This window comes from Mycobacterium heckeshornense (genome assembly GCF_016592155.1).
Classification (GTDB): Bacteria; Actinomycetota; Actinomycetes; order Mycobacteriales; family Mycobacteriaceae; genus Mycobacterium; species Mycobacterium heckeshornense.
Window position 1 is genome coordinate 4,910,137 of record NZ_AP024237.1, and the last position, 22,084, is coordinate 4,932,220.

General features: G+C 65.6%; 18 protein-coding genes. 9 read left to right on the forward strand and 9 right to left on the reverse strand.

Annotated features, from left to right (window positions below; all coding sequences use genetic code 11):
• Nucleotides 1-418: 418 nt before the first annotated feature.
• The 8 genes from MHEC_RS23615 to MHEC_RS23650 all read right to left on the reverse strand — a co-directional run bounded on the left by MHEC_RS23615 (nucleotide 419) and on the right by MHEC_RS23650 (nucleotide 10,506).
• The gene (locus MHEC_RS23615; RefSeq protein WP_048891354.1) at nucleotides 419-3,505 is read right to left on the reverse strand and encodes a replicative DNA helicase; all 3,087 of its coding nucleotides are present in this window, start codon (nucleotides 3,503-3,505) and stop codon (nucleotides 419-421) included.
• Between the two features lie 497 nt (nucleotides 3,506-4,002).
• A complete protein-coding gene (rplI, locus tag MHEC_RS23620) occupies nucleotides 4,003-4,461 on the reverse strand; it encodes a 50S ribosomal protein L9 (protein ID WP_048891355.1) in 459 nt (152 codons plus the stop codon).
• A gap of 30 nt (nucleotides 4,462-4,491) precedes the next feature.
• Complete coding sequence (gene rpsR, locus MHEC_RS23625) at nucleotides 4,492-4,746, reverse strand: 30S ribosomal protein S18 (protein ID WP_003919774.1); 255 nt, start codon at nucleotides 4,744-4,746, stop codon at nucleotides 4,492-4,494.
• 33 nt (nucleotides 4,747-4,779) lie between these two features.
• Nucleotides 4,780-5,274, reverse strand: a complete 495-nt coding sequence (locus MHEC_RS23630) for a single-stranded DNA-binding protein (RefSeq protein WP_048891356.1) — start codon at nucleotides 5,272-5,274, stop codon at nucleotides 4,780-4,782.
• Between the two features lie 107 nt (nucleotides 5,275-5,381).
• Nucleotides 5,382-5,672, reverse strand: coding sequence for a 30S ribosomal protein S6 (gene rpsF / locus MHEC_RS23635; protein WP_048891357.1), 291 nt, complete (start codon nucleotides 5,670-5,672; stop codon nucleotides 5,382-5,384).
• 208 nt (nucleotides 5,673-5,880) lie between these two features.
• Entirely contained in the window at nucleotides 5,881-7,488 is a 1,608-nt protein-coding gene (locus MHEC_RS23640) for a glycosyltransferase family 87 protein (protein WP_048891358.1), read from the reverse strand.
• Nucleotides 7,485-10,079, reverse strand: a complete 2,595-nt coding sequence (locus tag MHEC_RS23645) for a transglycosylase domain-containing protein (RefSeq protein WP_048891359.1) — start codon at nucleotides 10,077-10,079, stop codon at nucleotides 7,485-7,487. Before MHEC_RS23645 ends, MHEC_RS23640 begins: the two co-directional genes overlap by 4 nt.
• The gene (locus MHEC_RS23650) at nucleotides 10,072-10,506 is read right to left on the reverse strand and encodes a DUF5318 family protein (protein ID WP_048891360.1); all 435 of its coding nucleotides are present in this window, start codon (nucleotides 10,504-10,506) and stop codon (nucleotides 10,072-10,074) included. The genes MHEC_RS23645 and MHEC_RS23650 overlap by 8 nt, the downstream gene beginning before the upstream one ends.
• A gap of 304 nt (nucleotides 10,507-10,810) precedes the next feature.
• On the opposite strand from MHEC_RS23650, the gene MHEC_RS23655 reads away from it, so the two are divergent.
• The 9 genes from MHEC_RS23655 to MHEC_RS23695 all read left to right on the forward strand — a co-directional run bounded on the left by MHEC_RS23655 (nucleotide 10,811) and on the right by MHEC_RS23695 (nucleotide 19,045).
• Nucleotides 10,811-11,353: a PadR family transcriptional regulator gene (locus MHEC_RS23655; RefSeq protein ID WP_003919781.1), complete on the forward strand. Its 543-nt coding sequence runs from the start codon at nucleotides 10,811-10,813 to the stop codon at nucleotides 11,351-11,353.
• Nucleotides 11,354-11,406: 53 nt separating this feature from the next.
• Nucleotides 11,407-12,510, forward strand: a complete 1,104-nt coding sequence (locus MHEC_RS23660) for an inositol-3-phosphate synthase (RefSeq protein WP_048891361.1) — start codon at nucleotides 11,407-11,409, stop codon at nucleotides 12,508-12,510.
• Between the two features lie 91 nt (nucleotides 12,511-12,601).
• On the forward strand, nucleotides 12,602-13,501 hold the full coding sequence (locus MHEC_RS23665) for an alpha/beta fold hydrolase (RefSeq protein ID WP_048891362.1): 900 nt from the start codon (nucleotides 12,602-12,604) through the stop codon (nucleotides 13,499-13,501).
• 10 nt (nucleotides 13,502-13,511) lie between these two features.
• Nucleotides 13,512-14,309 carry an LLM class F420-dependent oxidoreductase gene (locus tag MHEC_RS23670; RefSeq protein ID WP_048891411.1) on the forward strand — a complete coding sequence of 266 codons (798 nt, stop codon included), beginning with the start codon at nucleotides 13,512-13,514 and terminating at the stop codon, nucleotides 14,307-14,309.
• An 86-nt stretch (nucleotides 14,310-14,395) separates the two neighbouring features.
• Complete coding sequence (locus MHEC_RS23675; protein ID WP_048891363.1) at nucleotides 14,396-15,091, forward strand: GntR family transcriptional regulator; 696 nt, start codon at nucleotides 14,396-14,398, stop codon at nucleotides 15,089-15,091.
• Between the two features lie 51 nt (nucleotides 15,092-15,142).
• The gene (locus tag MHEC_RS23680) at nucleotides 15,143-16,936 is read left to right on the forward strand and encodes an ABC transporter substrate-binding protein/permease (RefSeq protein ID WP_048891412.1); all 1,794 of its coding nucleotides are present in this window, start codon (nucleotides 15,143-15,145) and stop codon (nucleotides 16,934-16,936) included.
• Nucleotides 16,933-17,682, forward strand: a complete 750-nt coding sequence (locus MHEC_RS23685) for an amino acid ABC transporter ATP-binding protein (protein WP_172442176.1) — start codon at nucleotides 16,933-16,935, stop codon at nucleotides 17,680-17,682. Before MHEC_RS23680 ends, MHEC_RS23685 begins: the two co-directional genes overlap by 4 nt.
• Nucleotides 17,683-17,737: 55 nt before the next feature.
• Nucleotides 17,738-18,238, forward strand: coding sequence for a MarR family winged helix-turn-helix transcriptional regulator (locus tag MHEC_RS23690; protein ID WP_048891364.1), 501 nt, complete (start codon nucleotides 17,738-17,740; stop codon nucleotides 18,236-18,238).
• A gap of 135 nt (nucleotides 18,239-18,373) precedes the next feature.
• Complete coding sequence (locus MHEC_RS23695) at nucleotides 18,374-19,045, forward strand: SDR family oxidoreductase (RefSeq protein WP_048891414.1); 672 nt, start codon at nucleotides 18,374-18,376, stop codon at nucleotides 19,043-19,045.
• 19 nt (nucleotides 19,046-19,064) lie between these two features.
• On the opposite strand, the gene leuS is transcribed toward MHEC_RS23695, so the two are convergent.
• Nucleotides 19,065-21,971, reverse strand: coding sequence for a leucine--tRNA ligase (gene leuS / locus MHEC_RS23700; RefSeq protein WP_048891365.1), 2,907 nt, complete (start codon nucleotides 21,969-21,971; stop codon nucleotides 19,065-19,067).
• Nucleotides 21,972-22,084 lie beyond the last annotated feature (113 nt).

Below are 22,084 nucleotides of genomic sequence, written 5' to 3' on the forward strand. Positions count from 1 at the left end.
AGGGTCTCGAACAGAGCAAAACGCGATACGCGATGCTTGGACACGCGCGCATGCTCAGCGAGCTGATCCACGCCCGTGGCGTGAATGCCGTCGCGGTAGAAATCGGTGATCCCTTTGACCGAGTCAGGATCTCGCTGGCGAATTCTCGCAAGATAGATCTGACCACAGGGGCCTCGACTTTGCCCATCGCAGATTCAGGACCTTGATCATTTCGCTAGACGGCCAGCCAAGTTGCTTAGCACGTTCATGGACATGCATCGTTTGGCCGTGGCCTTCTCGCCGACAATAGATCGTCGTTGCCACATGGACAAAGCCGATCGCTTGTTGCGACCGCTCGCACGGCAGCGGCGTTGTTGAGGATTTCCAGCGCCTTTCGGAGAATTCTGAGATTGGCCATGGCCCTCGCGGTGGCCCGCCGCTACCGCGCCATATTGGCGAACCGCGACAGATGCAGTTGATGGGCGACAGTCACGGTCTTGGTTGGGCCGTTGCGATGCTTCGCGAGAATCAAGTCCGCCTCGCCGCCGCGGGGGTCGTCGCGTTCGAAGGCATCCGGGCGGTGTAGCAGGATGACCATGTCCGAGTCCTGCTCTAATGAGTTATGGAGATTGATACCGTTGCCGATGAAATTGTGTGTGCCACTTACTGTCCCGTCGTACACGTCCATTTCACCGAGGCTCGTGATCTCGACAATACGATCCCAGAACACGTCGCTTGTGGCGAGTACGTGACGTTCTGTGTCTTTGGGCATCGCGGCGACATTGTCCAACCGTGAGCGGCCTGGGGCAAACCTCCGTGTCGCCACCGCAAATTTGGACTTCATCGCCACCGATAGTTGGTGGGGCGTACGCTTTTTAGCGGACAGGGCCTCGTCGATCTTCTGCCGTACCTCCCTTGGTATGGTGTCGACGCCCGGACGACCGGTCCGTGCCTCGAGTTCGGTGAGAACTGCCTGCACCGACTTAGCACGCGCGCCATACACCCCGACATGGCGCAAAAACTTGGCCTGGTTCTCGGCCCTGTCGATGCACAAGTGCCAGCAATCGCGATGACCTGATTTCGTCACGCGGGTGACCTTGGCAAGTACGCCGAGACGAAGGAGTAGTTGAGCGACGTCATCCACCAGTCGGCGACTAGTCGAAGCGTAATAGATCTTCGCCTGACCAGCTATGTGCTCCCAGCGTACGGAGCCGTCGGTTGCCCACAGATGGCGGAGGAACAAAGCGACCTGATCATTGGGCAACGCGAAAACCTTTCGCGGCACGAATTTTTCGTGACTCCTAAGCCCAAAAAGCCCCAGCTCATCCAGCCATGCAGCGATTGGATTTCGCTTACGGTGCGTCAAGTGGTACGGCGCCGGCAGCCGTAGTGTCGTCACCTGGGCCGCCGGGTAGTCGCCGCGCACGGCGGTTACACCGCAGTCCGCGACGGAAATCTCCACCTCAGCTGGATTTGCTTCGTCGACGTTCGCATACCGAATGGGCTGATTCTTCACAGACGATCCATCGCCGATCATGTGCGCCAGCAAGATGACTTCAGAGTCGGCCATCCGCTGGGTATCAACCGGCTCCGGAACCCTGCGTGGCACGGCAAGCCGGTCACCAACCTTCAGGTGTTCCAATGGAGTCCAACCATTGATCGTCATGAACGGGTGGTTACCGGTCGCCTCCACTTCCCGTCCAGAGGCCAAGCGCAGCCGGAACACCTCCTTGCGGCCACTGGGGAAGACGTTGGTCATGGGCCGGGCAACCATTCGCAACTGCTCGTCCAGCGACCACACCAGCGGGCGCTCACCGGTGCGCATCAGCTCCCCGAACGTCACCTCGGCGCCGGTGTCTGCGCGCAGGATACGGGTGTTCGCAGTGAGACAACCCGACTCACGTAGGTCGGCGAGCATTGGTTTCTTGTCGGTGCGCTGCTCAGGACCACGGTTCAGCTGGCTGATCGCAACAACTGGTACGTCAAGCTCCTTCGCTAAAAGCTTGAGGTTACGCGAGAATTCGGAGACTTCGACCTGCCGCGACTCAAACTTTTTGCCCGAGGTCATCAGCTGCAGGTAGTCGACCACGATCAGCTTCAGATCGGCTTTTTGCCGAAGCCGCCTCGACTTCGCCCGGATCTCCATCATGGTCAGGTTCGGTGAGTCGTCGATATACAGTGGCGCTTCGCTGATTTCGCTCATCCGCCGCGCCAGCCGCGTCCAGTCGTCGTCGCTCATCCGACCTGAACGCATATCCGACAGCTTGATTTTCGCCTCCGCTGACAGCAGCCGCATCACGATCTCGGACTTGCTCATCTCAAGCGAGAAAATGACGCTGGCCATCCGGTGCTTGATCGAGCAGGACCGCAGGAAATCCAGCCCCAGCGTGGAGTTGTGGGTGGGCACCATGCCGCGCCCGGCCAGATACAAGTGTGTGGAGTTGTCGACCTCGATGCAGCGCACCGGAACACTGCGGACCCGGCGCACCGCGTCGAGCTGCAGCACCGGCGACATCAAGTTGGTGGTGGCGCGGCGCTCGGCGTACCGCGCGATCGACCCGGCGGCGGCGATGCTGTCCAATCCGCAGCGCAATTCGGCCGTCGTGCGAATCCCGTAGCCCGTCGGCCACTGGTGGTCGGCGTCGGCGACAATCACTGTGCCATCCGAGAACTCGACCTCGTAGCACGGCCGGCCCAGCATGACGTCGGTCGCCGCGACCACCCGGGTCGGCTGCCCGTCGGCGCCGAGCAGCTCGTCACCGATCGCGACGTCGCCCATCGTCGTCCAGCCGGACGGCGTCGGCAACGGCGTATCCAGCGCGAGCGCCTTGCCCACCCCGGGCCGGGCCGCGACGATGATCATCTGTCCCGGATGCAGACCATTGGTCACTTCGTCGAGTTCGGTGAAACCGGTCGGCACGCCGCGTGCCAGGCCGCCGGCCGACGCGATCGCGTCGATCTCGTCCATGGTCGGCTGCAGCAAGTCCTCCAGGGCGACGAAATCCTCGGTGAGCCGCCGATCGGTGACGTCGTAAATCTCCGCCTGCGCCCGGTCGACCACCTCGGCCACGTCCGAGCCTTCGGCGCCGGCGTAGCCGTACTGCACCACCCGGGTGCCGGCCTCGACCAGACGGCGCAGCAGCGCCTTTTCAGCGACGATTCCCGCGTAATAGCCGGCGTTGGCCGCCGTGGGCACCGTCGAGATCAGCGTGTGAAGATACGGCGCCCCGCCGATCCGGCGCAGCAGGCCACGGCGGTCTAATTCGGCGGCGACCGTCACCGCATCGGCCGGCTCGCCACGCGCATACAAATCCAGGATGGCGTCGTAGATGTTCTGATGGGCGGGGCGATAGAAATCACCGGGCCGCAACCGTTCCAGCACGTCGGCGATTGCATCCTTGGACAGCAGCATCCCGCCAAGCACCGACTGTTCGGCGGCGAGATCCTGCGGCGGCTGACGGCCGAAGTCCTCGCTGGGTGAAGCCGCGTCCATGCCGGGGTAGCCGAGATCGTCGACAACCGCCATGGGCTTCCTCACCTCCTCCAGCCCAACTTTCGAACGCTCATTCGATCGGCGTATCGACTGTAGGTCAAAGCACCGACAGTTCGTGGCTCCCGTCGCGCACCCTCGAGAAGACCGCCCGCAGTTCGCGACGCGTCGACGCTAAACGTTGCTGGCACCTCCTCCAAGGGCCGCTGTTTATGAAGCTGTGCATCGTGTGTGCATATCCGTCGGCGCCGGTGTTGAGGCGGCTGTGGACAACCTGTGGACGAATGCGCGGCGTAACAGTATTTCCGCAGATAAGCGGACCACAGCAGCGCACAATTTGTGTGGATGAGAATCTCTTCGGCGTGTCGCGGCAGGTTGCCATGTCGGGCGTGTTGCATTGCAGTCAGTTATTTCCGGCGTTAACAGACGGTTACGTTCACAGCCGTATTTACTGGCCCGACAGTTCGCCAGCGCAGCCAGCAACGCCCCGGCGGCAGCCATTATGGCCGCTACCGGGGTGGCCGGTTGGGGGATTAACCCTGCGCGACGACGTCGAGCGTCAGTTCGACGTCGATCTCGGGATGCAGGTGCGCCCTCGCCGTGTGCGCGCCCAGCGACTTGATGTGCTCTTTGGGCAGCCGCACGATCCGCTTGTCCAGGTTCGGCCCGCCCGCCTTCTTGATGGCGGCGACGACATCGGCGGCGGTCACCGACCCGAACAGCTTGCCGGTGTCGGGTGCCGCCCGCACCGGCAGTGGGATCGGCCCCAGCGCCTCGAGCGCATCCTTGATTTCGTTCGCGTGCTCCAGGTCGCGCACCCGTTTGGACTCCCGGGCCCGGCGGATGTCGTCGGCGTGCTTTTGCGCGCCGCGTGACGCGACGATCGCCAACCCCCGCGGAAGCAGGAAGTTGCGGCCGTAACCGTCTTTGACCTCGACGGTGTCGCCGACCGAGCCGAGATGGTCGACGTCGGCGGTCAGGATCAGCTTCATGGTGTCGTACTTTCGGTCCAGATTGCGCGACTACCGCGCCGAAGAGGTGAAGGGCAGTAACGCCATCTCGCGGGCGTTCTTCACCGCGAGCGCGATGTCGCGCTGGTGCTGTACGCAGTTGCCGGTGACCCGGCGGGCCCGGATCTTGCCGCGCTCACTGATATAAGTGCGCAGCAGCGCTGTGTCTTTGTAGTCGATCACCAGATCTTTTTTGGCGCAGAACACGCACTTGCGTGTCTTGACCGGCTTTTCCGGTGCCGGGCGCCGCTTGCTGGATTTGGCCATGGGTGCGTCTCTTTCGTGCTGTGCTGCTTGTGGTTAGAAAGGCGGTTCGTCGTCGCCACCACCGAACGAGCCGGACGCCGGGGCGCTGCCCCACGGGTCGTCGGCGCTTGTGCCGCTGCCTTGGGCCGCCGCCGGGCGAGGTCCACCGCCGCCGCCGCCGCTGCGGCTGGCCTTGTTGACCTTGGCGGTGGCGTAGCGCAGTGACGGGCCGATCTCGTCGACTTCGACCTCGACCACCGTGCGCTTCTCGCCCTCCCGGGTTTCGAACGAACGCTGCTTGAGCCGTCCGGTCACGATCACACGCGACCCGCGGGTCAAGCTCTCGGCCACGTTCTCGGCGGCCTCACGCCAGATGTTGCACCGCAGGAACAGCGCCTCCCCGTCCTTCCATTCCCCGGTTTGGCGGTCGTAGATCCGCGGTGTCGACGCGACGGTGAAGTTCGCCACGGCGGCACCCGACGGGGTGAACCGCAGTTCGGGGTCAGCGGTCAAGTTGCCGACGACGGTGATGGTGGTGTCACCAGCCACAACGTCCTCCTGGTTTCGCCGGGTGCTCGGCTCTGCGCACAGCGCGCAGGCGGCTCACCGCAGAGCCTACGCAACAGCTCCGACGTCTATCGCCGTTCATCACCACGCTAGTGCTTGTCGGTGCGTATCACTTTGGTCCGCATTACCGACTCATTGAGTTTGAGCTGGCGGTCCAGTTCGGTCACCGTCGCCGGAGCGGCCTTGACGTCGATCACCGCATAGATGCCCTCGGAATGCTTCGCGATTTCGTAAGCCAGCCGCCGCCGACCCCAGATATCGACCTTCTCCACGGTGCCGCCGTCCTTGCGGACCACATTGAGAAACGCCTCCAGCGACGGGGCTATGGTGCGCTCGTCGAGGGTCGGGTCGAGGATGACCATGATTTCGTACGGACGCATGAGAACCTCATCACCTCCTATGGTCGTGTGCGGCCACGGACCAATCCGTGGCAGGAGGGTCGCCTGCGCCGGCAACCCGACCAGGCTACCGGATGCTGCCGTGGCGTGGGTAATCGTGGGCGTCCGGAAGTGTCCGGTGCGGATGTCGACCGTGCGCAGGCGTTGACAATCCAGCCAATTGTCCGCCCAGAATGCACGTTCGGCGCTGTCAGGGTGCGGCGGTTCGGCGCAGCTTCGGCGGCCGCAGCCAGCCGGGCAGCCAGCTGGGCGGCGCGTCGGCGCCCCGGTCAAAGATGCCGCCCGCCGGATCATCCAGGCGTCCGCCCCAGCGCACCAGATCCTCGGTCGGGCGATAGATCTGGCGCACCACCAGCACACATAGCAGCACCACGGCGGCGTCGCGCAGCAGCACCGCGGCGGTGAACCACTGCTCGGGCAGGCCCCGATTAGGCGCGCTGTACAGGAAATACATCCGCGGCACCCACACCACCGCGTCGATTGTCATCCACGCCAACAGGATCCGGCGATGCGGCACCGCCAGCACCGCCAGCGGCACCAGCCACAGCGAGAACTGCGGACTCCACACCTTGTTGGTCAACAGGAAAGCCGCGACCACCAAAAATGCCAGCTGCGCCACCCGGGGCCGCTGCGGAGCCGTCAGTGCGACGTATGCGATAGCGCTGCAACACAATAGGAACAACACGGCGACGACGGTGTTCAACACCACCGGCGGCTGCCAAAATCCGAGTTCGGGGTCGAAGCCACGCCAGCCGGTGAATGACTTGATGACGTTGTAAACCGAATCCATGTCGTCGCCGCGTCGGGTGTTGAGCCGGAAGAACTCTGACCAACCCCGCGGAAACAGCACCATCACCGGGAGATTCACTGCCAGCCACGTGACCAGCGCCGCCGCCGCCGCACGGATTACCTCCGCGAGCCGCCCCACCCGAATACCGAGGATGGCCAGCGGCACCAGAAACAACACCGGATACAGCTTGGCTGCGACGCCCAGGCCGATCAGCACACCGGCCAGCACCGGCCGCCGACGGGCCCACGCCAGCAGTCCGCTGATGGCGAAAGCTGTTGGCAACGCGTCGAAATTGGTGAAGGCCTGAAAGATCAACAGCGGCGAGGCGGCCACCAGCGCCGCGTCCCACACCCGCCGACCGGCAAGGCCCGCGCTGGCCCACACGGTCGCCAGCCAGGCCAGCGCCAACCCAAATGCGGCAACATCGAAAAACACCACCACCTCGGCCACCACCGGCAGCACATGCAGCTTGCTCAGCGCGGTGTAGGTCTTGGCCAGCGCCATCGACGCGTACTGATAGACCCCGGTCAACACCGGATACTCCATGTAGCGCACCGCGGGCCGGCCGTCGTAGCGGGTCTGTGGTTTGCCGGCCGAGTCGGTTTCGATCCAACTGGACTTGTAGGGAAACTTGCCCTGGCTCAACAACTCCGCGCCGTAGAGTGGCACCGTGTCGGAGTAGCACAACTGGTAGTACGCGCGCTGGTTGGACCAGTTGGCCACTTGCTGGTCACCCGGCCCGGTGCCGGTGCTTTGCAGACACGCGGCCTTCGTCGACCAGCCCAGCGCCAAGAACACCAGCGCGATCACAAACATCACCCGCACCGGGGTCAGAAACGGTGCACGGCCGATGAGGGCGTGCCGGCCCACCGGCCCGCCGATCACCGTCGACAGCGCCGAGCCCAAAGCGTCTGTGCGGCTGGGGCAGTCGCGCTCGTCGGCGCTTCGCAAGTCAGCGGCCAACGGCCGCGGCGAGATGGTCGCGCGACGGGTGTCGGTGTCGGTCACGGTGGCGGTGCGGGCGCTAGGGGCGCTCCCGGCGGTGCGAAGGGACCCGGCCCCGGCGCGAACCCACCTGGCGCCGGCGCGACAGGGCCGGGGGCCGGCGCCACGGGAACGGTGGTGGGCGGGCCGATCGGAATCGTGATGCCCGGTGCCACTTCGATCGTCGGCTGAATCACGGTCTCCGACGGCGGCGCCTCCACCCGCGGCGGCGGGGCCGCGGGCACCCCCGCGTAGCCACCGATCGTGGCCGGTTTGGGAAACGACTCGTTGGGGGTGCCTTTCAGCGCGCCGTCCATGGTCGCCTTCCAGATATCCGACGGTAAACTCGACCCCCATACCGGCGAACCCCACTTGTTGACCAGCGGCTTGTCGCCCCGGACGGTGCCGACCCAGACTGCGGTCGACAGCGACGGGGTGTAGCCGACCATCCAGGCGTCCTTGTTCGCGTCGGTGTCACCCAGCTGTGTGGTCCCGGTCTTGGCCGCCGACAAGCGCCCCCCGGCCAGATTGTGCCCGCGCGAATAGCCGGCTATCGGCTGCATCGCGGACGTGACGTTGTCGGCGACGGCCTTGTCGATGCGCTGCTCGCCGTTGTTACCCTGGGTAGCGGCGTCGAAGAGCACCTGGCCATCGGAGTTGACGACCTTTTGCACGAAATGCGGCGCGTGGTAGACACCCGACGCCGCCAGGGTGGCATAGGCCGAGGCCATATCGATGACCCGAGTCTGATACTGGCCCAACACAATTCCGTTGTTGGGCGGGCCGCCTTTACCGTCTTCAGACAAGGTATGCGGCACACCGGGAAAGCTGGTGGCGACGCCGGCTCGGTGCGCGGCGTCGGCGACGTCTTGCGGGCCGTGTTTGAGCTTGAGCATCAGCCGGTAGTAGGAGGTGTTGAGTGACCGTTTCAGCGCCTCGGCGATAGAGCATGTTCCGCAGCTTTCACCCTCGACGTTGCTGATCTTGATGCCGTCGACCGTCAGCGGTGAGCTGTCCACCTGGTAACCCAGGCCGATACCCTGCTCCAGGGCAGCCACCAACGCGAATACCTTGAACGAGGAGCCCGTCTGCAGCCCCGCTTGGGCGAAGTCGAAACCGTTGGCATCCGCGCCACCGTAGTATGCCCGCACCGCTCCGTTGTGCGGATCGATCGACACCACCGCGGCCCGCATCTCGGGGTCCTGGCCGTCGAGGTAGGTCGACACCGCTTTCTCCGCCGCGTGCTGGGCTTGCGGGTCGATGGTGGTGGTGATCTGCAGTCCCTGGGTGTACAGCGTTTTTTCGTCGATGTTGAACAGGTCCAGCAGCTCCTTGGTCACCTGCCGTTCGATCAGGCCATTGGGTCCGGTGGTTTGGTTCTGCGCGCGGGCCAGCTCCGGCGGCACGGTTTGCGGAAACACCTGTTGCGTGCGGTCACTCGGTGACAGCGCCCCGGTCTCCACCATCCCGTCGAGCACCCAATTCCAGCGGATCGTCGCGCCCTTGAGATTGACCGCAGGATCAAGCGTGGACGGTCGCTGGATCAGTGCGGCCAGCAGCGCGCCCTCCGCGACGGTGAGCTGCTCGACGGGTTTGTCGAAGTAAGCCTTGGACGCGGCTGCGATGCCGTAGGCGCCTCGGCCGAAGTAGATGATGTTCAGGTAGGCCTGCAGCACATCGTCTTTGGACCACTCCCCCGACATCTTGGTGGCGACGACGAGCTCTTTGGCCTTACGGATCAACCCGCCGAATCCGACGCGCTGAGACCCGACCAGTGCGTTCTTCACATATTGTTGCGTGATCGTCGAACCGCCCTGCAGGTCGCCGCCGAAGATATTGTTCTTCACCGCCCGCGCGAAACCCGTCAGCGAAAAGCCCGGATTGGAGTAGAAGTTGCGGTCTTCGGCGGCCAGCACCGCCCGGCGCACATGCACAGGTACCTGTTTGAGATCGACGTCGACCCGATTGCCTTCGGGCGGAATAATTTTGGCGAGCTCAGAGCCGTCGCTGGCCAAGATCGTCGAAACCTGGTTGGTGCGAATGTCTCCCGGTTTGGGAACGTCGACGATGAAATAGGCCATGGCGAAGGTGATGATCGGCAATACCAGCAGCACGGCCGCGCCGACGTAGAGGCCGCGTCGCACCCACACCCAGTTGAGATGGTGCAGCCGATCCCAATTCAGCTGCTGCAGTCGCCGGCCCAACTGGCCAAGCCGATGCGGCGGCCTCCTTGCCGGGGGGCCGCCGGGTGGCAGGCCGCCGGGCGGCGGGCCGCCGGTCAGCGGGCGGTGCCCGCGCGGCGGCGGGGCACTGTCCAGCGCGGCCGCAACCGTTTCGATTGGAGCCCGCTGCGGGGTTCTGGGCCGAGTGCCATCCAGCGCCGCCTTGACCTCCTCGATCGGGTCGCGCAGGCCGGGCGAGGTGTCATCGGTGACGGGTGGCAAGACGGTCGTCAACCGGTCGTCAGGCGGTATCGGCCGATGCGTCGGCCCACTGCGCGCCGGGCGGGAAGGACCGCGTGACCGGCGATCCCGGCTGTGCCTGGCCGCACCGCCCGGCGCCGGTCCGAGCGGGACGTCGGTGGATGAGCGGTCGTGGCGCCCTTCGCTATTCACTGGCCGTGCGGGCACCGTTGCGCGCTGCCCGGGTGCCGCGCGACCCCCGAGGAGGACGGGCCGGGCGTGCCGCACCCAGGACATACGACTTGACCAGGTGATTCCAGCTGCAGGTCCGACACACCTCCACTACGTGTACCGAAAACTCGTCGAAGCGGGACGCCAGCAAGACCAGCTCTTCGCTGGTGCGGGCCGAACCCGACACCGGTCCCAGATGCTCGCCGAACACCCACGACACCAGCGTCAGCTGCTCTTTCCGGCAGATCGGGCACATCACCGGGCTGGGTCTGCCATGGTATTTCGCAGCGCGCAGCAGGTAGGGATCGGCGTCACACACCTCCGAGATGCCGGTGCGTCCCGAGTACACCTCGGCCAGCAGTGAGCGGCGGCGCAATGCGTAGTCCACCACCTGTCGCTGGAGTCGCATGGTGACCAGAGTACGTCCGTGCGGCCCTTGCCGAGATGCTGGCCGAGAAGTTGTGCGGCTCTCCGCTCCGCGCCGGGCCGGGCGCACCGCCAGGGTGGTGCGCTCCAGCGCGGAAGCGGACACGGTTGCCGCGGCGTGAGGAGAGGTGAACTATCCGTCGTGAGCCCCGCCGGTACCTGGCGAGCCGGTGAACACCGCACCAACAAAAGCTGGTGTGGTGGCAAATATATCGGGACGATATTATTACTCGAGGCTGTGTGTCGATATGACAGCGTCGCCACGACGGAGCAAAGGAGGTGACTCGGTGCTGGAGCTGGCCATCCTCGGTCTCCTGCTCGAGTCACCCATGCATGGCTACGAGTTGCGCAAGCGGCTGACGGGTCTACTCGGTGCCTTCCGCGCGTTTTCGTACGGCTCGCTGTATCCGGCGTTGCGGCGCATGCAGGCCGACGGCCTGATCGCCGAGAACGCAGCCCCGGCCGGGACGCCGGTGCGGCGGGCCCGGCGGGTGTACCAACTCACCGACGCCGGTCGGCGGCGTTTCGCCGAACTGGTGGCCGACACCGGTCCGCACAACTACACCGACGACGGCTTCGGGGTACACCTGGCGTTTTTCAACCGCACTCCGGCCGAGGCGCGGATGCGGATTTTGGAAGGGCGCCGCCGCCAAGTCGAAGAGCGCCGGGAAGGTCTGCGTCAAGCAGTGGCGCGGGCCAGCAGCTCGTTCGACCGCTATACCCGCCAGCTGCATCAACTCGGGCTGGAGTCCAGCGAGCGCGAAGTCAAGTGGCTCAACGAGTTGATCGCCGCGGAGCGGGTCGCCCAAGGTCACGCCGAGCAGGCGTAGACCCAGCTGAGCACCACGTCAACCCGCACAGGTACAGGTAAGGAGAACGCCTTATGAGTGAGCACAAGCCGCCGCAGGCGCCGGGGGCGCAGCCAGAGATCCGAGTCGCCATTGTCGGCGTCGGTAACTGCGCGTCCTCGCTGGTCCAGGGCGTTCAGTATTACCAGGACGCTGACGAGAACTCCTCGGTGCCCGGCTTGATGCACGTGCGGTTCGGGCCCTACCACGTCCGCGACGTCAAGTTCGTCGCCGCGTTCGACGTCGACGCCAAGAAGGTCGGGTTCGACCTGTCGGAGGCGATCTTCGCGTCGGAGAACAATACCATCAAGATCGCCGACGTCCCGCCCACCGACGTGGTCGTGCAGCGCGGACCGACGCTCGACGGCATCGGCAAGTACTACGCCGACACCATCGAGCTTTCCGACGCCGACGCGGTCGATGTGGCCAAGGTGCTGCGCGACGCCGAGGTCGATGTGCTGGTGTCCTACCTGCCGGTGGGCTCGGAGCAGGCCGACAAGTTCTACGCTCAGTGCGCGATCGACGCCGGCGCGGCGTTCGTCAACGCGCTGCCGGTGTTCATCGCGTCCGATCCGGTGTGGGCGGCCAAGTTCGCCGACGCCGGGGTGCCGATCATCGGCGACGACATCAAAAGCCAGGTCGGCGCCACGATCACGCATCGGGTGCTGGCCAAGCTGTTCGAGGACCGCGGTGTGCAGCTGGACCGCACCATGCAGCTCAACGTCGGCGGCAACATGGACTTCCTCAACATGCTCGAGCGCGAGCGGCTGGAGTCGAAGAAGATCTCCAAAACCCGGGCGGTCACGAGCAACCTGCAACGCGAGTTCAAAACCAAGGACGTGCACATCGGCCCGTCCGACCACGTCGGCTGGCTCGACGACCGAAAGTGGGCCTATGTGCGGCTGGAAGGCCGCGCCTTCGGCGACGTACCGCTGAACCTGGAGTACAAGCTCGAGGTGTGGGACTCGCCGAACTCGGCCGGCGTCATCATCGACGCCATCCGGGCGGCCAAGATCGCCAAAGACCGCGGCATCGGCGGCCCGGTCGTCGCGGCGTCGGCCTATCTGATGAAAAGCCCGCCACAGCAGCTGCCCGACGACATCGCGCGCGCCCGGCTCGAAGAGTTCATCAAGGCTTAACGCTCGCGAGAGTGCCACTATCGCCGGCCCTACCTTGGGAAACCCGTCGCCAGTTGCATTTTCGCGGAAGTCTATCGCTAGCCTTGACCCGGTGACTGACATCTCCGACGACGAATTAGCTGGGCTATCCGAGTTCGCGCTGCTGCCCGAGAACGCCGAGCAGGCCGGGGTAACCGGGGCGTTGCCCAGCGTGGAGCGCGTCGACGCCGGCGCGATCAGTGCGCTGCGCTGGGGCGACCGTCCGCCGCGGGTGGTGTTCCTGCACGGCGGGGGGCAAAACGCGCATACCTGGGACACCGTCATCGTCGGTTTGGGCGAGCCGGCGCTGGCGGTGGACCTTCCCGGCCACGGCCATTCGGCCTGGCGTGACGACGGCGACTACTCGCCGCGGCGCAACGCCGAGGCGCTGATACCGGTACTGCGGGAGCTGGCTTCGGGCGCCGAGCTGGTGGTGGGCATGTCGTTGGGTGGGTTGACCGCGATAGCGGTGGGCGCCGCGGCACCCGAGTTGGTGCGCGAACTGGTGCTGGTCGACGTCACCCCGTCGTCGTTGCAGCGACACGCCGAGCTCACCGACGAACAGCGCGGCACGGTGGCGTTGATGCACGGCGAGCGGGTATTCCCCGACTTTGCGGCCATGCTGCAGCAGGCAGTCGCCGCCGCACCGCACCGCGACGTGAAATCGTTGCGGCGGGGCGTGTTTCACAATTCGCGCCGGCTCGACGACGGACGCTGGACGTGGCGCTACGACGCGATGCGCACCGCACCCGATTTCGCCGGCCTGTGGGACGACGTGCAATCCCTCGCCGCGCCCGTCACGCTGGTCCGCGGCGGCATGTCAGGTTTCGTCGGAGACGACGACATCGTCGAATTACGCCGGCGCGCAAAGTGTTTCCGTGGTGTCCACGTGGTCAACGACTCCGGGCATTCGGTGCAAAGCGATCAGCCCCGGACCCTGGTCGGCATCCTGCGGACAGTGCTCGACCGCTAACGTGGTGGCCATGACGCAGCCCGTACGCATCGGTGTGCAGTTGCAGCCGCAGCACGCCTCCCAATACCGCATCATCCGCGACGCGGTCCGCCGTTGTGAAGACATCGGTGTCGACGCGGTGTTCAACTGGGACCACTTCTTCCCGCTCTACGGTGACCCCGATGGCGCTCACTTCGAATGCTGGACGATGCTGGGCGCCTGGGCTGAGCAGACGTCACGCATCCAGATCGGCGCGCTGGTGACCTGCAACTCCTACCGGAATCCGGACCTGCTCGCCGACATGGCCCGCACCGTCGACCACATCAGCGGCGGCCGGCTGATTCTCGGCATTGGATCTGGCTGGAAAAAGAAGGACTACGACGAATACGGCTACGAATTCGGCACGGCCGCCAGCCGGCTCGACGACCTGGCCGCCGCATTGCCGCGCATCAAATCGCGTCTGGCCCGTTTGAATCCGGCGCCTACGCACCACATTCCGATCCTCATCGGCGGGCAGGGCGAGAAAAAGACGTTGCGGCTCGTCGCCCAGTACGCCGACATGTGGCACAGCTTCGCCACCCGCGACACCTACCCGGCCAAGGCGGCGGTGCTGGCCGATCACTGCGCGGCGGTCGGGCGCAACCCCGAGACCATCGAACACTCCGCCGCGGTCGGCGGCGAAACCGGGGCGCGCGGCGACGACGCGCTGATCGCCGAGGCCGAGGATCTCACCCGGTTGGGTGTGACATTGCTGACGGTCGGCTCCTCCGGTCCCGACTACGACTTGAGCGCCGCCGAGGCGTTGTGCCGGTGGCGCGACAGCCGGTAGGGCCCGGTCGGGCAAAAAGGACCGCATCGGTGTGGCGCGTGAGAAGCTTTACAGCGCGTATCTGCAGAGCAAGCCAGGAGCCACCGATGCCCAAGAAGTACGGGGTCAAAGAGAAGGACCTGGTCGTCTCCCACATCCTGAACCTGGTGCTGACCGGCAAGCTGCGCACCGGCGACCGCGTCGACCGCAACGAGATCGCCAAGCAACTCGGGATCAGCCGCGTCCCCATCCAGGAGGCGCTGGTGCAGCTCGAACACGACGGCATCCTGTCCACCCGCTATCACCGCGGCGCGTTTATCGAGCGTTTCGACGAGGACACCGTCGCCGAACATCACGAGCTCTACGGGATGCTCAACGGCATGGCCTCCGCGCGCGCGGCGGCCAACCCGACGCCGCGGATCCTCGGGCAGCTCGACACCCTGCTGCGCGTGCTGCGCACTGCCGGGGAATCGCGCGCTTTCCTCGACGCCGCGGCGCAGTACCGGCGCACCGTCAATGACGAGTACGCCGGGCCGCGGTTACATGCCGCGATCCGCGCCACCCAAACCCTGATCCCGCGAATGTTCTGGGCGACCTATCAGAACGGCCGCGACGAACTCTTGCCCTTCTACGAAGAGGAGACCTCGGCCATCCATCGACGCGACCCGGCCGCTGCGCGCGCCGCATGCATCGGCCGCGCCGACGTGATGGGCAAAGTCATGCTCGCCGAACTGGTTCGCCGCGGGGTGTTCGCCCCTCCCGGTTGGGTGGGTTCCGGGTCTGCGCACGCCGTCGCGCTGTGACCGCACCCACCGGTCGTGGCTGAACGGCCCACCAGCCGATACGTTGCGGTCATGAGCGTCAACCTTGGACGGCGTGCGGGGCGGGTGCTGGTGCTGACCGCCGCGCTGATGATGGTGGCCGGCCCCGGAATAGCCCCGCCCGTCGCAGCCGACACCAACCAGTGCGCCCCAACCGGCGCCGACAACGCGATCGCGTTGCCGCGCAAGCTGGCCAGCGCCCGCCGTCCGCACGAGGACAAGTACACGACCCCCACCGTCGAGCCGCTGTCAGCGGTAAACATCGGCGCGCTGGGGCTGATCACCCCCGGAACCCTGACGGTCGGCACACTGTCGCAGGCCCCGCCGACAAGCTGCATCAACGCCCAGGGCCGCTACAGCGGCTTCGACAACGAGCTGCTGCGGGCCATCGCGGCAAAGCTGGGTTTGAAGGTGACCTTCGCCGGCACTGACTTCTCCGGACTGCTCGCCCAGGTGGCGTCCCACCGGTTCGATGTCGGTTCGGCGTCGATCACCGCCACCGACGCCCGGCGGCGCACCGTCGCCTTCACCAATGGCTATGACTTCGGCTACTTTTCGCTGGTCGTTCCGTCCGGCTCACCGATCGCCGGATTCGACGACCTCACCGGTCGGCAACGCATCGGGGTCGTTCAGGGCACGGTCGAGGATGCCTACGTCGTGGAAACTTTGCACCTGCAGCCGGTGAAGTTCCCCGACTTCAACACCGTGTACGCCAGCCTCAAAACGCGTCAGATCGACGCCTGGGTGGCACCGGCCCTGGAGGCGCTCGACGCGGTGCGCCCGGGCGACCCGGCGGTGACCGTCGCCCATACCTTCAGCCTCGGCAACTACGTGGCCTACGCGGTGGCCAAGGACAACCGCCCGCTGCTCGCCGCCCTGAACTCTGGATTGGACGCCGTCATCGCCGACGGCACCTGGTCGCGGCTCTACGCCGACTGGGTGCCCAGGCCACTGCCGCCGGGCTGGAAACCCGGCTCCAAGGCGGCGCCGCAACCACACTTGCCGCCCTTCGCCGTGATCGCCGCACGCCATCACCGGACCGTCGACGAGCCGGTCGCGGCGAAATCCACACTGGCCCAGCTTCGCGACTCGTTCTTCGACTGGAGCCTCTACAAGCAGGCCATCCCGGCGCTGTTGGCGACGGGGCTGCCGAACACGCTGCTCCTGACTTTCAGCGCCAGCCTGATCGGGCTGGTGGTCGGCATGCTGCTGGCGATCGCCGGGATCTCGCACGTGCGCTGGCTGCGCTGGCCGGCGCGGGTGTACACCGACATTTTCCGCGGCCTGCCCGAGGTGGTGATCATCCTGCTGATCGGGCTGGGCGTGGGGCCGCTGGTGGGCGGGCTGACCAACAGCAATCCCTATCCGCTGGGGATCGCCGCGCTCGGGCTGACGGCGGCGGCCTACGTGGGCGAGATTTTCCGTTCCGGCATCCAAAGCGTCGACCCCGGCCAGCTCGAGGCGTCGCGGGCGCTGGGGTTCAGCTATCCGGCGGCGATGCGGCTGGTGGTGGTGCCGCAGGGCATCCGGCGGGTGCTGCCCGCGCTGGTCAACCAGTTCATCGCGTTGCTGAAGGCTTCCGCGCTGGTATATTTCCTGGGCTTGGTCGCCGGGCAGCGCGAACTGTTCCAGGTCGGCCGCGACCTCAACGCCCAGACCGGCAGCCTTTCGCCGCTGGTGGCCGCCGGCATTTTCTACCTGGCGCTGACCATCCCGCTAACGCATCTGGTGAACTTCATCGACGCTCGGCTGCGCCGCGGCCGGGTGGTTGCCGAGCCGCAGGACCCGCTGGACCCCAGCTCCATCTCCGCCCAGGAGATGACGTGACGGCACAGATCGCGCGTCGTGAGCCGGTTTCGTTGGCGGGCAAGGATATTCATCTGTCATTCGGCCCGAACGCGGTGCTGCGGGGGGTGGATATCGACGTACCGGCGGGCAGCACGGTGGCGGTGATTGGTCCGTCGGGTTCGGGCAAGTCCACGTTGCTGCGCACGCTCAACCGGTTGTATGAGCCGGACCGCGGCGACATCCTGCTCGACGGCCGGTCGGTGTTGGGTGACAACCCCGACCGGTTACGGCAGCGCATCGGCATGGTGTTCCAGCAGTTCAACCTGTTCCCGCATCGCAGTGTGCTCGACAACGTCGTGCTGGGCCCGCGCAAGCTGCGGCGGCTGCCGACCGACGTGGCCCGTGAGCTGGCGCTGGCACAGCTGGATCGGGTTGGCCTGAAGCACAAGGCGGATGCGCGGCCGGGCACGTTGTCGGGCGGCCAGCAGCAGCGGGTGGCGATCGCGCGTGCGCTGGCCATGGCACCGCAGGTGATGTTCTTCGATGAGGCGACCTCGGCGCTGGACCCCGAAATGGTCAAGGGAGTGTTGGCGTTGATCGCCGATCTGGGCGCCGAGGGTATGACGATGGTTGTCGTTACCCATGAAATGGGCTTCGCCCGGTCGGCTTCGGACACCGTCGTATTCATGGATCGCGGCAAGGTCGTGGAATCCGGGCCGCCCGCGAAGGTTTTCGAGGCCGCCGAAACCGATCGGTTGCAGCGTTTCCTATCTCAAGTACTTTGACGATAAAAACGATTTTCCGGCCAGCGTAAAGCCTGTCAGGTTAGACTGGCGAATTATGGCGGAACGGCAAGCCAGCGGCCCGGAACTGGCCGAGCTGGCCGAGGGTCTGCACCGCGCGCTGTCGAAACTCTTCGCCATTTTGCGTCGCGGGGACCCGAACATGTCCGCCACCGGCGATTTGACGCTTGCACAATTGTCAATTCTGGTCACGCTGCTTGATCGTGGCCCGATCCGCATGACCGACCTCGCCGCGCATGAGCGGGTGCGCACACCCACCACCACGGTCGCGATCCGCCGGCTGGAAAAGCTCGGCTTGGTCAAACGCTCCCGCGACCCGTCCGACCTGCGCGCTGTGCTGGTCGACATCACACCTCGCGGGTTGGCCGTTCACCGTGAGTCGCTGGCCAATCGACACGCTGCTCTGGCGGCGATGCTCAGCCAGCTTAGCGAGTCCGACCTGGACACCCTCACCAAGGCGTTGGCCCCGCTGGAGCGGCTGGCCACCATCGAGCCGGTGGCTGCTGCGGGCGCGTCAGCTGCGCGCGAGCAGGCGTGAAACCGCGTATCTGCCAACAACATCAGCCGTTGTCCTCATCTAGCTGCGCTGTAATCATCTGCGGTCTTTAATCTTTCAGTCAGTGCGACGGGCTGTGGTGTGGCCGCGGCGCGGGGCCGGCTTAAGCTGGCTGACATGCCGACTGCACTTATCACCGGTGCCAGCAGGGGTATCGGTTCGGCGATTGCCGAAGCACTGGCCCAGACACATACCCTGTTGCTGGCCGGGCGGCCCTCGGAGCGACTGGACGCCGTTGCGGCGCGGCTGCAGGCCACCGCATGGCCGGTGGACCTCACCGACTCCGACGCGGTCGAGAACGCCGCCGCTTCGCTTTCGCTGAGTGAACTTGATGTCTTGGTGCACAACGCCGGAGTATCGATACCAAGCCATGTCGGCGACTCCAGCATCGACGACTGGCGGGCCACGTTCGAGGTGAACCTCTTTGGGGCGGTGGCGCTGACCCTGGCGCTGCTGCCGGCGCTGCGGCGCGCGCACGGCCAGGTGGTGTTCGTCAACTCCGGGTCGGGACGCAAAGTGTCGCCGGGAATGGCGTCATACTCCGCCAGCAAGTTTGCGCTGCGCGCGTTCGCCGACGCGCTGCGCGACGACGAAACCGAGCTGCGGGTGACCACGGTGTATCCGGGTCGGGTCGACACCGACATGCAGCGCGAACTGGTCGCCTTCGAAGGCGGCGAATACACCCCGGCCAAGTTTCTGCGGCCCGAGACCGTTGCCCGGGTGGTCGCCAACGTCGTGCACACCCCACCGGACGGCCATGTCCATGAGGTTGTGATCCGGCAGCGCTAGCGGCTGAGCGTGAGCCGCCTTAAACGACCAGGTTGACCAGCCGGCCCGGAACCACAATCACCTTGCTGGGCGTGGCACCGGCCAAGAACGCTTGGACCTTCTCGTCGGCCAGAGCCGCCGCTTGCACCGTCTCGGTGTCGGCGTCGGCGGCAACCACGACGTGGCCGCGCACCTTGCCGTTGACCTGCACCGGATACTCGACGGTGTCGTCGATCAGGTAGTTGGGGTCGGCCACCGGGAACGGCCCGTGCGCCAGCGATCCCGTGTGGCCCAGCCGTGACCACAGTTCCTCGGCCATGTGCGGGGCCAGCGGAGCAAGCATCAAAATCAACGGCTCCACGGCCGCCCGGGGCACCGAATCTCGGTGCTGCTTGGTCAGGTGGTTGGTGTATTCGATCAGCTTGGCCACCGCGGTGTTATTACGCAGTGCGGCATAGTCTTCCGACACTCCGGCGATGGTGCGATGGAGCAGCCGAAGCGTGTCGTGGTCAAGCTCCGGGTGAGCGTCGGTGACCCGGGTTGCCCCGGTGTGCTCGTCGATCACCAGCCGCCACACCCGCTGCAGAAAGCGGTACGCGCCGACGACGTCTTTGGTGGCCCACGGACGCGACGCCTCCAACGGACCCATCGCCATCTCGTACACCCGCAGCGTGTCGGCGCCGTAGCTGTCGCAAATCTCGTCGGGCGACACCGAATTCTTCAGGCTCTTGCCGATTTTGCCGAATTCCTGGAAGACCTCGACGTCGCCGTCCGGTCCCGGATAGACAAATTTGCCGTCGCGTTCGATCACGTCGGCGGCCGGCACATATGATCCGCGGGCATCGGTGTAGGCGAAGGCCTGGATGTAGCCCTGGTTGACCAGGCGCCGGTACGGTTCGCGCGAGCTGACGTGCCCGAGATCGTAGAGCACCTTGTGCCAGAACCGGGCGTAGAGCAGGTGCAGCACCGCGTGCTCGACACCGCCGACGTACAGGTCGACGCCGCCAGGATCGTCCGGCCCGTGCTCGGCCGGTCGCGGGCCCATCCAGTAGACCTCGTTCTCTTTGGCGCAGAACCGTTCCGAGTTGTACGGATCGGTGTAGCGCAGCTCGTACCAGGAGCTGCCCGCCCACTGCGGCATCACGTTGGTGTCGCGGGTATACCGTTTTAGCCCGTCACCGAGATCCAGTTCGACGTGCACCCAATCGGTCGCCTTGGCCAGCGGTGGCGAGGGCTCGCTGCCGGCGTCGTCGGGGTCGAAGGAGACCGGCGAATAGTCAGGCATGTCAGGCAGCTCCACCGGCAGTGCTGCCTCGTCGAGCGCGCGTGGGCGCCCGTCGCTGTCGTAGACAATCGGAAACGGTTCACCCCAATAGCGCTGCCTGGCGAAAAGCCAGTCCCGCAGCTTGTATTCGACACGGGCCCGGCCGCGACCGTCGGCCTCCAAACGACGGGTCATCGTCTGCTTGGCGGTGGCCACATCCAGGCCGTTGAGGTAGTCGGAATTGACCAGTATCCCGTCGCCTGTGTGTGCGGCTTGTGAAATATCGCCACCGGCAATCACTTCCACGATGGGCAGGCCGAATTCGTGGGCGAATTCCCAGTCACGCTGGTCGTGGCCGGGAACCGCCATGATCGCGCCGGTGCCGTACCCGAGCAGGACGTAGTCGGCGATAAAGATAGGTATCGGCCTGCCGTTGGCCGGGTTAATTGCGTGGGTGCCGAGGAAAACACCGGTCTTCGCCTTGTTTTCCTGGCGTTCCAGGTCGGACTTCGCGGCGATGGATCGCCGGTATGCGGTGACGGCGTCGAGGGGGGTGGCACCGCCGAACGTCCACTGCGGGTCCACGCCTTCGGGCCAGCGGGGTGCGGCCAGGCGGTCGACCAGCTCATGCTCGGGGGCCAGCACCAGGTAGGTTGCGCCAAACATGGTGTCGGGGCGGGTGGTGAATACTTCGATGTCGACGGTTTCGCCGGCGGATGTGCGCGCTTCGAACAGTGCCGCCGCACCCGTGGAGCGTCCGATCCAATTGCGCTGCATGGTCTTGACCTTCTCCGGCCAGTCCAGCAGTTCGAGGTCGTCGAGCAGCCGATCGGCATAGGCGGTAATTCGCATCATCCACTGCCGCAACCGTTTTCGGAACACTGGGAAGTTTCCCCGGTCGCTTCTCCCGTCAGCGGTGACCTCCTCGTTGGCCAGCACGGTACCCAGCCCGGGACACCAGTTCACCATCTCTTCCGAGCGGTAGACCAATCGGTAGCTGTCGATCACATCTGCTCGCTCACCGGCTGACAGCGTCGCCCAGTCGCGTCCGTCGTCGAGACTTCGGACACCGGAATCGAACTCAGCGACAAGTTCGGCGATCGGCCGGGCCTTGTTGGCGGTGGTGTCGAACCACGCGTTGTAGATCTGCAGGAATATCCACTGCGTCCACTTGTAGAACTCGACATCGGTGGTCGCGAAGCTGCGCCTGCTGTCGTGGCCGAAACCCAGCCGCCCCAGTTGGCGCCGGAAGTTCGCGATGTTGGCCTCGGTTCGGATTCTCGGGTGCGTACCGGTCTGCACCGCGTATTGCTCGGCCGGCAGACCGAAAGCGTCGAACCCCAACGCGTGCAAGACGTTACGTCCGATCATCCGGTGATAGCGGGCGTAGACGTCGGTGGCGATGTAGCCCAGCGGGTGACCGACATGCAGTCCCTCACCCGAGGGGTATGGGAACATGTCCTGGACGAACAGCTTGTCCTCGGGCACCGCCGAGCCGTCGCTGGGCGCCAACGACCCGACCGGATTGGGTACATGAAACGTGCCCATCCGTTCCCAATTGTCCTGCCAAGCCCGTTCGATGCGCCCCGCCAACTCCGCGGTGTAGCGGTACCGCGGAGCGTCGGAGTCCACGTCTGCGTCCGCGGTGCGGCGGCCAGCCGTGGCGGGCGGGGATTCGGTCACGTCAACAGGGTATAAGGGCGCCACTGGGTGGGCTTTAGGCCACAGGTTGGTTTCGGTTGCGTCGCGGACCGATCAGAGCTTGGTTCCAGGTCGGTTCCAGACCTTTTCGACGG